Below are 15,302 nucleotides of genomic sequence, written 5' to 3' on the forward strand. Positions count from 1 at the left end.
AGCTTGCGGTGTCCCGCCGGCGGGACATTCCTACGCGGCCATCGAGGACACGATGTGCCCGGCGATCAGTCGCGCGGTCGGGTGCCGCAGCACCATGTTCGCCCTGAGCTTCAGTCCGGTCGACGCGCTCAGGCGTTTGCTCAGCTCCATCGACAGCATCGAGTCGAACCCGATCTCCCAGAACTTCTCGTCGGGGTCGATGGACGCGCTGGAGGGGTGTCCGAGCACGACGGCGGCCTTCTGGAGGACGTGGTCGAGGACGAGGGTGCGGGCTTCGTCCTCGGAGAGGGCGGAGATCCTCTCCGGCAGCGGGACGACCTCGTCGTCGTCCTCGGGCGGCTGAGCCGGGGACACCTCGGCCGTCACCGCCGCCGTGGGCGAGGAGGTCAGCCAGTACCGCTGCCGCTGGAAGGCGTACGTCGGCAGGTCCACCCGCCGGCGCGTGGTGAACAGGGCATCCCAGTCGACGGATCCGCCCCGGACGTACAGCTGCGCCAGCGAGCCGAGCACGGCCTCCACCTCGTCGCGGTCGCGCCGCGTCGACGCCAGGACCAGCGCGTCGTCCACGTCCTCGACGATCTCCTCCACCGGGACGTTCAGCACAGGATGCGGGCTCGCTTCGATGAACACCCGGAAGCCGTCCGCGGCCAGTTGCCGGACGGACGTCTCGAAGAGGACCTTTTCGCGCAGGTTGTTGTACCAGTAGTCGGCGTTCAGCCCCGCGGTGTCGACGATTTCGCCGTACAGCGTCGAATAGAAGGGCAGCGTCGACGACTTCGGCTTCACGTCGGACAGCGCGCCGATCACCTGGTCGCGGACCCGGGTCACCTGGTGGGAATGGGAGGCGTAGTCGACCGGAATTCTCCGCGCCTGGGCGCCGTCGGCCTTCATCTTCTCGACGAATTCGTCGAGCGCGTCCGGTTCCCCGGACACCACCACGGAGCGGGGTCCGTTGACCACGGCGACGCTCACCCGGTCGCGCCACGGCGCCAGTTGTTCTTCCACGACGTCCGCGGACTGGGCGACCGAGGCCATCCCGCCGAGCCCCTTCAGCTCGATCAGGGCCTTGCTGCGCAGTGCCACGATCTTGGTGGCGTCCCGCAGGGACAGCGCACCGCAGACGTGGGCGGCGGCGATCTCGCCCTGGCTGTGGCCCACCACCGCGGCCGGTTCCACGCCCCAGGACCGCCACAGGGCGGCCAGGGACACCATCACGGAGAACAGCGCCGGCTGCACCACGTCCACCCGGTCGAAGGTGGGCGCCCCCGCCACGCCGCGCACCACGTCGAGCAGCGACCAGTCGACCCACTCCGACAGTGCGGCCGCGCACGCGTCGAGGGACTGCGCGAAGACCGGGAAGGCGTCGTACAGCTCCCGGCCCATGCCGATCCACTGCGAGCCCTGCCCGGGGAACACGAAGGCGACGCCCCCGAGGTTCCCGGCGACGCCGCGGACCACCCCGGCGCAGTCCGCACCCTCGCTCAGCGAGGAAAGGCCGCTCAGCAGCTCGTCACGGCCGCGCCCCAGCACCACCGCGCGGTGCTCGAACCGCGACCGGCTCGACACCAGCGACCAGCCGGCGTCGGCGAGGTCCAGGTCCGCGCCGGCGGCGAGGAAGTCGCGCAGCCTGCCCGCCTGCTCCTGAAGGGCCTTCGCCCGCTTGCCCGACACCACCCACGGCACCAGTGCGCCCACCACGCCCGCGTCCGGGCCCCGCTCGTCCGGCTGCTCCTCGGGCGGGGCCTCTTCCAGGATCACGTGCGCGTTGGTGCCGCTGACGCCGAACGAGGACACCCCGGCCCGCCGCGGACCGCCCGTGCGGGGCCACTCACGTCCCTCCACCAGGAGTTCGACCGCGCCGGAGGACCAGTCGACGTGGTGCGAGGGCGTGTCCACGTGCAGGGTCTTCGGCAGGTAGCCGTGGCGCATGGCCAGCACGGCCTTGATGACGCCGGCGACCCCGGCGGCGGCCTGGGCGTGCCCCATGTTCGACTTCAGGGACCCCAGCCACAGCGGCCTGTCCTCGGGCCGGTCCTTGCCGTAGGTCGCCAGCAGGGCGCCCGCCTCGATGGGATCCCCCAGGGCGGTTCCGGTGCCGTGGGCCTCGACGAGGTCGACCTCACAGGGCGAGACGCCCGCGTTCGCCAGTGCCTTGCGGATCACCTTCTCCTGGGCGCGGCCGTTGGGGGCGGTCAGCCCGTTGCTGGCCCCGTCCTGGTTCACCGCGCTGCCGCGTACGACGGCCAGCACCGGGTGGCCGTTGCGCCGGGCGTCGGACAGCCGCTCCAGGAGCAGCACGCCCACCCCCTCGGCCCAGCCGGTCCCGTCGGCCGCGTCCGCGAAGGCCTTGCACCGGCCGTCGGCCGACAGGGCCTCCTGCCGGGAGAACTCCACGAACATCGCGGGCGTCGCCATCACCAGGGCCCCGCCCGCCAGTGCGAGCGAGCACTCCCCCGAACGCAGCGACTGCACCGCCATGTGCAGGGCCACCAGCGACGACGAGCAGGCCGTGTCCACCGACACCGCCGGCCCGGTCAGCCCCATCTCGTACGCCACCCGGCCGGACGCGACGCTCAGCGCGCTGCCGTACAGGAAGTAGCCCTCCAGCTCCTTCTGGCCGCCCTCCAGGAAACGCCACCCGTACTCGGAGGAGCTGACCCCGGAGAAGACGCCGACCTCGGACCCGCGCACGTCGGCGGGGACGATGCCGGCCCGCTCGAAGACCTCCCAGGACGTCTCCAGCAGCAGGCGGTGGTGCGGGTCGACGGCCAGCGCCTCACGCGGGCTGAGGTGGAAGAAGTCCGCGTCGAAACCGGCCACGTCGGCCAGGAACCCGCCCTGGCGCGTGTACGCCTTGCCGGCGGCCTGGGGATCGGGGTCGTACACGTCTCGCCACCCGCGGTCCTGCGGGAAGTCCCCGACGACGTCCCGGCCTTCGCGGACCACGTCCCACAGGTCCTCGGGCGTCGAGACGCCTCCCGGGTAGCGGCACGCCATGGCCACCACGGCGATCGGCTCGCCACGGCCGGTCTTCAGGGCGTCGTTCTCCTGCCGGAGGCGGTCGCGTTCCTCGATGAGCGTGCGGAGTGCCCGCTGGACCCGGTCCGTGCCGTCCGCGGTGCGATCTGCGGAGTTGGTCATGTCACTTACCCCTTCTCACCCAGAGCCAGGTCGACCAGTGCGTCCAGGTCCAGGTCCGACAGTTCTTCCGCCGCGGCGTCCGCGTCCGCCGCCGGTGCGTCGCCGCTCGGCTCGGGCGCCTCGGCGCACGCCAGGACTGTTTCCAGGACGCCCGCGCGGCGCAGGCTCTCGATCGAGACGGTCCGCAGCAGCTCGCGGATCTCGGCGTCCCCGGCCTTCTCGGCGGCCTCGGCCGGGCCGGTGTCCGCTTCCGGGCGCAGCAGGCCGCACAGGTACTCGCTCAGCTCGCGGGGGGTCGGGTAGCTGAAGACGAGGGTGGACGGCAGGCGCAGTCCGGTCGAGGCGGACAGGCGGTTGCACAGTTCGACCGCGGTCAGCGAGTCGAATCCGAGCTGGGTGAACGCCTGGTCGATGTCGACGGCCGTCCCCGACGGGTGGCCGAGCACGACGGCGGCCTGGTCGCGGACCCAGTCCAGGGCGGCGGCCTGTGCCTCGTCCGCCGGCAGGGCGGCCAGCTTCGCGGCCAGGGAGAGCGAGCCGCCGGCCTTGGCCGTGCTCGCCGCGGCGCGGCGCGGCCGGCCGCCGTCGACGAGGTCGCGCAGCAGCGGCGGCAGCTCGTCACCGCTCTTGCCGCGCAGCGCGGCGACGTCCAGCCGGGCCGGGACGAGGACCGGCTTGCCGCTCGCGCACGCCGCGTCGAACAGGGCCAGTGCCTCCGGCGTCGGCATCGCGGCGATGCCCATCCGCCGCAGCCGGGAGAGGTCGGCCTGGTCCAGCTCCCCGGTCATGCCGCTGCTCTGCTCCCACCAGCCCCAGCACAGCGAGGTGCCGGGCAGGCCGGACGCCCTGCGCTGCGCCGCCAGACCGTCCAGGAAGGCGTTGGCCGCGGCGTAGTTGGCCTGTCCCGCGTTGCCGAGCGTGCCCGCGAGGGCGGAGAACTGGATGAACGCCGACAGGGTGTGGTCGCGGGTCAGCTCGTGCAGGGTGACGGCGCCGCCGACCTTGGCGCGCAGCACGTGGTCGACGCTTTGCGCGGTCAGCGACTCGACGGTGCCGTCCGCGAGCACACCCGCCGCGTGCACGACCGCGGTCAGCGGGTACCGGCCGGGCAGGTCCGCGAGCAGGTCCGCAACGGCGGCCCGGTCCGCGACATCGCACTGGACGACCCGTACGGCCGCGCCCGCGCTCTGCAGGTCCGCGACCAGCTCGGGCACCCCGTCGGCCGCCGTTCCCCGGCGGCTGGCCAGCAGCAGACTGCGTACTCCGTGTTCGGCTACGAGGTGCCGTGCCAGGAGCGAACCGACTCCCCCGGTGCCGCCGGTGACCAGCACGGTGCCGCCACCGAGGCCGTCGCCCACCTCGAGGACCAGCTTGCCGACGTGGCGGCCCTGGCTCATCTCGCGGAAGGTCCGGCGCGCGTCACGGATGTCGCGCAGGGAGATCGGGTTCAGCCGCACCCGCCCGTCGGCGAACAGGTCCATGACGGCCCGGAACATCTCGTGGATCGCGTCCGGGCCCGCCTCGTAGAGGTCGAAGGCCTCGTAGTCGACTCCGGGGTGGTCGGCCGCCACCTGGCGGGGGTCGCGGATGTCCGTCTTGCCCATCTCGACGAAGTGTCCGCCGCCCGGCAGCAGCGTCAGCGAGGCGTCGACGAACTGGTGCGCGAGGGAGTTCAGTACGACGTCGACACCGCGGCCGTCCGAGGCCTTCAGGAACTTCTCGGCGAACTGAAGGTCGCGCGACGACGCCAGGTGCGCCTCGTCCAGTCCCAGGCCGCGCAGCACGGGCCACTTGGCCGGGCTCGCGGTGGCGTAGATCTCGGCGCCGGCGTGCTGGGCCAGCTGAACGGCGGCCATGCCGACGCCGCCCGCCGCGGCGTGGATGAGGATCCGCTGCCCCTTCCTGAGGTTCGCCACGCGGAAGAGCCCGTGGTAGGCGGTGAGGAAGGTGCACGGCACGGACGCCGCCTCGGCGTAGCTCCACCCGTCGGGGATGGGCATGAGCATGCGGTGGTCGGCCACGGCCGTGCGGCCGAAGGCGCCGGTGAAGATGCCCATCACCCGGTCGCCCGGGGCCAGACCCGGCACGTCGTCCGCCACTTCCAGGACGACTCCGGCGCCCTCACTGCCGAGCCCGGCGTCGATGGCCGTCTTGTCCACCAGCCCCAACGCGATGGTGACGTCACGGAAGTTGAGGCCCGCGGCCTGTACGGCGATGCGGACCTGACCGCTGGTCAGGGGTGCTTCGACCTCGGGGCACGCCACCCAGGTCAGGTTCTCCAGCGTGCCCTTGCTCGGGATGCCGAGCCGGTGGGGGCCGGCCGCCGGCGGCTCGAGCCGCTGGTCCTCGGGTGCGGCCGGTGCCAGGCGGGGGACGAGCAACGCGCCCTCGCGCAGCGCCAGTTGGTCCTCGTCGAGGGCGAGCGCGTCCGGGACGCGTGCGAGGGACGTCTCGGCGTCGTCGACGTCCACCAGCCGGAACCTGCCGGGGTGCTCGGTCCGGGCGGAGCGGATCAGGCCCCACACGGACGCGCCGGGGAGGCTTTCGACGCTCTCGCCCGTACCGGTGTCGAGGGCCCGGCGGGTGAGCACGACCAGCGTGGACGAGGCGAGCGAGTCCTCGGCGAGGAACCGCTGGACCCACTCCAGCACGCGCTTGTCGGTGTCGCCGACCGTGGCGAGCAGATCGGGGCCGGCGGCGACGAGGTCGTCCAGGCACAGGACGAGGTGCCGGGGCGGCTGTCCCGCGAGGACCTCGTCGAGGGAGGCGTGGAGCACGGCGGTGTCGTCGCCCGCCGCGGCGAGCCGGGAGGCCAGGCCGCCCGTCGTGCCGAGGACGCTCCACGGCCCGCGGTAGGTCTCCCGCCCGCCCTCCTCGACCGGCCGCCACCGCACCTCGTACAGCGACCGCTCCTTCCCGCCGCGCGCCGAGTGCACCTGCTCGGCGCTTGCCGGCCGGAACGTCAGCGCCTTCACCGAGGCGATCTTGCGGCCCTGCTCGTCGGCGACGGCCAGCGACACGGCGTCGGCGCCGGCCGGGGAGAGGCGGACCCGCACGGTCGGGCCGCAGCTGCCGGCCAGTGCCGCGCCGGACCACGAGAAGGGCATCCGGCCCTGCTCGCCCGTCACCTCGATGACCCCGCCGGCGATCGCCGCGTGCAGGACGGTGTCCATCAGTGCCGGATGCAGGCGGAAGGCGCCGGCGGCCGGGTCCTCGGCGGCATCCGGCAGGGTGGCGAGGGCGAAGAGGTCGTCGCCGTGCTGCCAGACCTCGCGCAGCCCGCAAAACGCCGGACCGTAGTCGAAGCCCGCGTCCGCGAAGTCGTCGTAGAGGCTGTCGATGGCGAGCTGCCGGGCGCCGGCCGGCGGCCACACGGCGAGCTCGCGGGTGTCGTCCGCCCACGCGGCCGTCGGCGGTGTGCCCGGTGCCAGGCCGCCCATCGCGTGCCGGGTCCAGCCGCCCACCGCCAAACCGTCCTCGCCGGGGCGTGAGTACACGTCCAGGGAGCGGCGCCCCGTCTCGTCCGCCGCGCCGACGACGACCCGCACCTGCACATCGCCCGAGTCGGGGATGATCAGGGGGACTTCCAGGGTGAGTTCCTCGACCGCGCCGCACCCGACGTGGTCGCCGGCCGACAGCGCCAGGTCCAGGTAGGCCGTCGCCGGTACGACGACCGCGCCGAACACGGCGTGATCGGCCAGCCAGCCGTGGGTCCGCAGGGACCACAGGTCGGTGAAGACCACCTCGCCGGTGCCGGGGTGGTCCACCACGGCACCCAGGAGCGGGTGGTCCGGGGCCGCCAGACCGGCGGAGGCGACGTCCGCCGACTCCATGCCGGCCCGCAGGTCCAGCCAGTACCGCTGCCGCTGGAACGCGTACGTCGGAAGGTCCACCCGGCGGCGCGCCCCGAACAGGGCGTCCCAGTCGACCCGGACTCCCCTCACGTGCAGTGCGGCCAGCGCGCCGGTCAGCGCCTGCGGCCCGGTGCGGTCCCGCCGCGACGCCGACAGGACCACCGCGTCGTGCACGCCCTGAGCGGCGAAGGCCTCCTGGGTGATGCTCGCGAGCGTCGCCCCCGGCCCCACCTCCAGGAAGACGCGTGCACCGGCCGCGCGGGCGCACTCCACCGCGTCGTGGAAGCGAACGGGTTCACGGACGTGGTTCACCCAGTACTCGACGGTCGACAGCTCCTGGAGCGTGACCTCGCGGCCCAGCCTGGTCGAGACGATCGGGACCGCCATCTCGCCCGCGGGGAACGTGGTGAGCGATGCCGCGAACTCGTCCAGGATCGGGTCCATGAGCGGGGAGTGGAACGCGTGGTCGACCGCGAGCAGCTTCGCCGAGGTGCCCTCGGCGACGAGCCGGTCGCGCAGGGCGTGGACCTGGTCGCGCAGGCCCGAGACCACGATCGACTCCGGGCCGTTGACGGCGGCGACGCCGACCCGGTCGTACTCCCCGAGCAGGGCGCTCACCTGGGCTTCCGAGGCGCGTACGGCCAGCATGGCGCCGCGCTCGGTGACCGTCTGCATGGTCCGTCCGCGTGCGGCCACGAGCCTGGCCGCGGTGTCCAGGTCGAAGACCCCGGACACATGGGCGGCGGCGATCTCGCCGACGGAGTGGCCGATGAGGTGGTCCGGGCGCGGGCAGTACCGCGCCAGGAGCCGGTACAGGCCGACCTGCAGGGTGAACAGCGCCGGCTGCGCGATGTCCGTGCGCTCGCGCTGCGCGGGTTCGAGCTCGTCGGCGAGGAGCAAAGGCTTGAGCGCGAAGGGCAGGTGGGTGTCGAAGTGTGCGCACGTCTCGTCGAGGCTCTGCGCGAACACCGGGTAGGTGTCGTACAACTTCCGTGCCACGCCAGCCCATTGGCTGCCCTGGCCCGGGAACATGAAGACGGTTCCGCCCACTTCCCCGGCGACACCGCGGACCACCGCGGCGGACTCCTCGCCGTCGCTCAGCGCCGCCAGAGCGCATCGCAGCTCCTCCCGGTCGTGCCCGAGGACCACCGCGCGGTGCTCGAACCGCGACCGGCTCGACACCAGCGACCAGCCGGCGTCGGCGAGGTCCAGGTCCGCGCCGGCGGCGAGGAAGTCGCGCAGCCTGCCCGCCTGCTGCTGAAGGGCCTTCGCGCTCTTGCCCGACACCACCCAGGGCACCAGGCCGCCGGCGACACCCGCCTGCGGGGCGCGTTCCGGCGCCTCCTCCTGGGGCGGCGCCTCTTCCAGGATGACGTGCGCGTTGGTGCCGCTGACCCCGAAGGCGGACACGCCCGCGCGCCGGGGCCGGCCCGCCGGTGTGGTCCACTCCCGGGCCTCGGTCAGCAGCTCCACCGCCCCGGCCGACCAGTCCACGTGGGTCGAGGGACGGTCCACATGCAACGTCTTCGGCAGCACCCCGTGCCGCATCGCCATGATCATCTTGATCATGCCGCCGACACCCGCGGCCGCCTGCGTGTGGCCGATGTTCGACTTCAGCGACCCCAGCCACAGCGGGCTCAGGCCGTCCCGCTCCTGACCGTAGGTGGCCAGCAGGGCACCCGCCTCGATGGGGTCGCCCAGCGTCGTGCCCGTGCCGTGCGCCTCGACCGCGTCCACGTCGCCCGCCTGCAGCCGGGCGTTCGCCAGCGCCGCCCGGATCACGCGCTGCTGCGCCGGTCCGCTCGGCGCGGTCAGCCCGTTGGACGCGCCGTCCTGGTTGATCGCCGAACCGCGGATCACCGCCCAGATCCGGCGTCCGTTGCGGCGCGCGTCCGAGAGCCGCTCCAGCACCAGCACGCCGACGCCCTCGGCGAAGCCGGTGCCGTCCGCCGCGTCCGCGAACGCCTTGCACCGGCCGTCCACGGACAGACCCCGCTGCCGCGACATCTCCCGGAAGACCTGCGGCATCCCGACGACGGTGACGCCGCCGGCCAGGGCGAGGCCGCACTCGCCCTGCCGCAGCGACTGCACCGCCTGGTGCACCGCCACCAGCGACGACGAGCACGCGGTCTCCGTGGACACCGCCGGGCCCTCCAGCCCCAGGGCGTACGCCACGCGCCCGGACGCCACGCTCAGCAGGGAACCGATCTGCGCGTAGCCGGCGATGGCCTCCGGGGTGGCGAAGTGGTTGCCGTATCCGAAGTAGGCGAGCCCGGCGAACACGCCGGTGTCGCTGCCGCGCAGGGACTCGGGGTCGATACCGGCCCGTTCCACGGACTCCCACGCGGTCTCCAGGAGCAGCCGCTGCTGCGGGTCGGCGGACAACGCCTCGCGCGGGCTGATCCCGAAGAACTCGGCGTCGAAGTCACCCGCGTCGTACAGGAAGCCGCCCTTGCGGGTGTAGCAGGTGCCGGGCCGGTCCGGGTCCGGGTCGTACTCCAGGTCCCAGTTGCGGTCGTCGGGGAAGTCCGACACGACGTCCGCGCCGTCCCGCACCAGCTCCCACAGCTGCTCCGGGGAGGCCGCCCCTCCGGGGTAGCGGCAGGCGACACCGACGATCGCGATGGGCTCGGCAGCGGCGTCCGTCAGCTCCTGCAGGCGCTTTCGCGTCTCGATCAGCTCGATCGACGTCCGCTTGAGGTAGTCGAGAACGTCGGCATTGTTGTCGTTGGTCATCGCTCTCCCCTAGCCGAGCTCTTTGTCCAGCAGCGCGAGAAGCTCTCCCGCCGAGGCCGAACTGATCTGGTCGGCGATGCCGGCCGGTGCCCCGGCGCTCGCCATCGAACGGACTCGGCCCTGCAGTTCGCCGAGCAGACTGGAAATGGTGGCCTGGTCCTCCTCACCGAGCCCGAGGAACGCGTCCTCGAGCCGGGCGCCCAGTCCTTCGATCTCCTTGACCAGGTGATCGGCCGGGGACTGCGGGTCGGCCCCGGAGTCGGGGGTGATGCTCGCGGCCAGGAACTGCGCGAGGGCGGCCGGGTTCGGGTGGTCGAAGACGAGCGTGGCGGGCAGCTTCAGGCCGGTCACCGCCGCAAGCTTGTTCCGCAGCTCCAGCGCCGTGAGCGAATCGATCCCGAGCGTCTTGAACGTCGCGGCGGGGCCGATCCGTCCGGTGTCGGCGTGCCCGAGCACGAGCGCGGTCTGCGTGCGTACGGCGTCGAGCAGGGCCGCCTCCGCCTCCTCGGGCGGCAGCGACGTCAGCGTCTGCGCGAGAGAGAGGTCGGTGGAGGCCGGGCCGGCGGCACCGGCGGACGGGCCGGCCAGCGTGCGCAGCAGCGGTGACGCCATCGGGCCGAGCGCCGTCAGGTTCAGCCGCACCGGCACCAGCACCGGCTCGTCCGCGGGGAGCGCCGAGTCGAAGAGCGCGAGCCCCTCCTGCGACGACAGCGGCTGCACGCCCTGCTGTTGCATGCGGACCACGTCCGCGTCGGTGAGGTCGGCGCTCATCTCGCTGCGCTCCGCCCAGAAGCCCCAGCCCAGTGCGCGGGCCGCCAGTCCCTCGGCCCGGCGGGCTTCCGCGAGGCCGTTGAGGAAGGCGTTGGCCGCCGCGTAGTTGGCCTGCCCCGCGAAGCCGAGCACGCTCGCGATCGAGGAGAACAGCACGAACGCGGACAGGTTCAGATGCCGGGTCAGCTCGTGCAGGTGCCAGGCGCCGCGCACCTTCGGCGCGAGGACCGCGTCCAGGCGGTCCTCGGTCAGGGCCGCCACGACGCCGTCGTCCAGCACGCCCGCGCAGTGGATCACCGCGGTCAGCGGGTGCTCGGACGGCACCGCGGCGATCAGTTCGGCGACGGACTCGCGGCTGGTCACGTCGCAGGCCACGATGTCGACGTGCGCCCCGGCCCCGGTCAGCTCCTCGCGCAGCGCGGCCGCCGCCGGAGCCTCGGCCCCACGCCTGCTGGTCAGCACCAGTCGGCGCACCCCGTGCCGCGCGACGAGGTGCCGGGCCAGCATCGCGCCCAGGCCGCCGGTGCCGCCGGTGATCAGCACCGAACCGGAGCCGAGAGCGTCCGGTGCCCCGTCGAAGTCGCCCGTGGCGTGGGCCAGTTGAGGTGTGGTCACCCGGCCGGCGCGGATCTTGAGCTGGGCTTCCCCGGTTCCGGCCGCAGCCGGGACGAGGGCCCACGAGGCGGGCTGGTCGTCCGTGTCCACGAGCGTGAACCGGCCCGGGTTCTCGGTCTGCGCGGTACGCAGGAATCCCCAGACCGCGGCAGCCGCGGGGTCGGGGTGCGGCACCTGCTCGTCGTGGAACGCGTCCCGCGTGACGACGACCAGGCGGGAGTCACGGAACCGTTCGCCGGAGAGCCAGGTCTGCGTCCAGCGCAGCACGCGGTGGAGGTTCCGCTCGACGTCGGCGGGTGTGTCGGCGCCGTCCGCACGCTCGATGCCGACGATGACGACCGGGGGTGTCTCCCCGGCCAGGGCGGCGAGTTCGTCGAGATCGGTGAAGACCTCCCGGTCCTGGCCCAGGGCCGCGGTGACCGCGTCGGATCCGCCCACCACCGCGTACCGGTCCACGGCCGGAGAGGACACGACCGTGAGGGGGACCCAGTCCAGCTGGAACAGCGAGTCCTGCCGGTCGAAGCTCAGCTCGGTCAGCTTCTCGACGTCCGCGGGCCGCAGGCTCAGCGAGGCGACGCCGCCGACGGGTGCTCCGCCGGCGTCCGCGAGGGTCACGGACAGCGCGTTCTCGCCGGCGGGGGCCAGACGGACGCGCAGTGCGGTCGGCCGGGCGGAGTCGAGGCGGATGCCCGTCCACCGCAGCGGCAGCCAGCCCTCGGGCCGGGAGGTGTCGACGAACCGCCCGAGGCCGAGCGGGAGCAACGCGGCGTGCAGCAGCGCCGGGTGGATCCGGAACCGGCCCTGATCGGCGCCGTCGGACGCGGGCAGCTCCACCTCGGCGAACAGGGTGTCGCCCTGGCGCCACACCTGCTTCAGGCCCCGCAGCAGGGGACCGTGGCCGAAGCCGAGGGCGGCCAGCCTGGCGTACTCGTCCTCGAAAGGCACGGCGGCCGCGCCCGCGGGCGGCCAGGAGGTGAGGCCTTCTTCCGCGCGGGTCGCTCCGGTGCCGGATCCGACGAGCCCGACGGCGTTGCGCGTCCACTCGGGTTCGCCCTCGCCGCGGGAGTGCACGCTGAGCGCACGGGTGCCGTCGACCACGACGCGGATCTCGCGGTCGGCCGTGCGGGACAGCACCAGCGGTGTCTCCAGGGTGAGTTCCTCGACGACGTCGCAGCCCGCCTTGTGCGCCGCCCACGCCGCCAGCTCCGCCAGCACCGTCGCGGGCACCAGGACGGCGCCGTGGACCACGTGCTCGGCGAGCCACGGGTGGCGCTCCACGGACAGGCGCCCGCTGCCCACGACGGAACCGCGCTCGCCGTCACCGGGCAGATCGATCACGGCGTCGAGCAGCGGATGGTCGGACGTGCCGGCGGCGGTGGTCTCGGCGGGTGTGTTCAGCCAGTAGCGCTGCCGCTGGAAGGCGTACGTCGGCAGGTCGACCCACCGGCCGCCGCTGTCCGGGAGCGCCGCCTCCCACGACACCGCGAGGCCCGCCACGAAGGCCTCGGCCGCCGACTGGTACAGCCGCGCGAGGCCGCCCTCGTCGCGGCGCAGGGAACCCACCACGAACCCGGTGGCACCGGGCGTGGTGTCGAACATCTCCTGGATGTTCATCACGAGCAACGGGTGCGGGCTGAGCTCGATGACCGCGCTGCTCGGTTCCTGTTCGACCAGGCGCTGCATGGCGGCCGCGAACTGGACCGGTTCGCGCAGGTTGCGGTACCAGTAGGCGGTGTCGAGGTCGGTGGGGTCGATCAGGTCGCCGGTCACCGTCGAGTAGATCGTCACCGGCGTGGGCAGGGGGGTGATCCGGCCCAGCTCCTGCTGGAGCCGGTCCTCGAACCGGTCCATCAGCGGCGAGTGGCCGGGCACGCTGGACTTGATCAGGCGTGCGCGGGCGCCCTCGGCCTGGCAGGCCGCGACCAGCGCCTCGACGGCCTCGGTCTCGCCCGAGACCGTCGTCGAGTTCCGTCCGTTCACCGCGGCGATCCCGATCCGCGACTCCTGCCCCTGGATCAGTTCCCGCACGCGGTCCTCGGGCAGCAGGATCCCCGCCATGCTGCCCTGCCCGGCGACCGTGGCCAGCAGCCGGGACCGCAGGGCCACGATCTTGGCCGCGTCCTCAAGGGTCAGGGCGCCCGCGACGTAGGCCGCGGCGATCTCGCCCTGGGAGTGGCCGATCACCACATCCGGTGTCACCCCCAGCGAACGCCACACCCGGGCCAGCGACACCATCACCGCGAACAGCACCGGCTGGACGACGTCGATGTCCTCCAGGTCCGCCGCGTCCGGCCCGCCGCACACGGTGTCGATCAACGACCAGGACACCCACGGCTGAAGCGCCTCGGCGCACGCGCGCAGTTCCTTCGCGAAGACCGGGGAGGTCTCCCACAGCTCCCGGCCCATCGCGGCCCACTGTCCGCCCTGGCCCGGGAAGACGAACACGGTCCTGCCCACCGGCTTCGCGACGCCGGACACCGCACCGGCGAGCCCGGCAGTGTCACCTGCGGCGACGGCGGCCAGGGCGGCGAGCAGTGCCTCCCGGTCGGTGCCGATGACCACCTGGCGGTGCTCGAACAGCGACCGCGTCGTCACCAGCGCGTGTCCCACGCCCGTGACCGGCAGGTCCGCGTGCGCGGCCACGTGGTCCCGCAGCCGCAGGGCCTGTTCGCGCAGCGCCTGTTCCGACTTGGCCGACAGCACCCACGGCACCGGCCCGGCGACGTCCCCGGCGGCGGGAGCCGGCGTCTCCTCCTGCTCGGCGGGCTCAGGTGCCTGCTCCAGGATCAGGTGCGCGTTGGTGCCGCTGATGCCGAAGGCGGACACGCCCGCGCGCCGGGGCCGGCCCGCCGGTGTGGTCCACTCCCGGGCCTCGGTCAGCAGCTCCACCGCCCCGGCCGACCAGTCCACGTGGGTCGAGGGACGGTCCACGTGCAACGTCTTCGGCAGCACCCCGTGCCGCATCGCCATGATCATCTTGATCATGCCGCCGACACCCGCGGCCGCCTGCGTGTGGCCGATGTTCGACTTCAGCGACCCCAGCCACAGCGGGCTCAGGCCGTCCCGGCCCTGACCGTAGGTGGCCAGCAGGGCCTCCGCCTCCATGGGGTCGCCCAGCCTGGTGCCGGTCCCGTGCGCCTCGACCGCGTCCACATCGCCCGCCTGCAGCCCGGCATCGGCCAGGGCCGCCCGGATGACCCGCTGCTGCGCCAGGGGGTTCGGCGCGCTGAGCCCGTTGGACGCGCCGTCCTGGTTGATCGCCGAACCGCGGATCACCGCCCAGATCCGGTGCCCGTTGCGGCGCGCGTCCGAGAGCCGCTCCAGCACCAGCACGCCCGCGCCCTCGGAGAAGCCGGTGCCGTCCGCCGCGTCCGCGAACGCCTTGCACCGGCCGTCCACGGACAGACCCCGCTGCCGGGCGAGTTCCACGAGCATCCCCGGAGTCGGCAGCGCCGCCACACCGCCGGCCAGCGCCAGCGTGCACTCCCCGGACCGCAGGGAGCGCACGGCCTGGTGGACGGCGACGAGCGAGGCCGAGCACGCGGTGTCGGTCGACACCGCCGGGCCCTCCAGACCCAGCACGTACGCCACCCGGCCGGAGGCCACGCTGAGGTAGTTCCCGGTGAGCTGGAAACCCTCCACCTCGCCGGCTGCCCCGCCGCCCACCCGTGGGCCGTAGTCGACGCCGTAGATCCCGGTGAACACCCCGGTCGCCGAACCGCGCAGGCCGGCCGGGTCGATACCGGCCCGCTCCAGCGCTTCCCACGACGTCTCCAGCATCAGCCGCTGCTGCGGGTCCATCGCCAGCGCCTCGCGCGGGCTGATGCCGAAGAACTGCGCGTCGAACTCCGGGAGCTCGGGCAGGAATCCGCCCGTGCGGGTGTACGTCTTGCCGTGCGCCTCGGGATCCGGGTCGTAGAGGGCCTCCACGTCCCACCCGCGGTCCAGGGGGAAGTCGCCCATCGCGTCCACGCCTTCGGACACGACCGACCACAGTCCTTCGGGGGACGTCACCCCGCCAGGGAAGCGACACCCCACACCCACGACAGCGATGGGCTCGCGCGCCGACTCCTCCAACTCGCGCACCCGCTCGCGCAGTTCCTGCGCGTCGCCGACGGCACGGCGCAAGTAGGACCGGAGCTTGTCGACATCCTCCACCAGGGCCTCCCCCAAAGGTTGTTTAGA

At 73.4% G+C, this 15,302-nt stretch carries 2 protein-coding genes and 1 pseudogene; all 3 read right to left on the bottom strand.

Annotated features, from left to right (window positions below):
* Positions 1 to 30: 30 nt before the first annotated feature.
* Entirely contained in the window at positions 31 to 3,141 is a 3,111-nt protein-coding gene (locus ACWC2T_RS34560) for a type I polyketide synthase (RefSeq protein WP_450674286.1), read from the bottom strand.
* Positions 3,142 to 3,146: 5 nt separating this feature from the next.
* Positions 3,147 to 9,731: a type I polyketide synthase gene (locus tag ACWC2T_RS34565; protein ID WP_450674287.1), complete on the bottom strand. Its 6,585-nt coding sequence runs from the start codon at positions 9,729 to 9,731 to the stop codon at positions 3,147 to 3,149.
* 9 nt (positions 9,732 to 9,740) lie between these two features.
* Positions 9,741 to 15,245, bottom strand: a pseudogene (locus ACWC2T_RS34570) (type I polyketide synthase); the annotation flags it as partial.
* Between the last annotated feature and the right edge of the window lie 57 nt (positions 15,246 to 15,302).

The organism is Streptomyces sp. NPDC001393 (assembly GCF_053597455.1).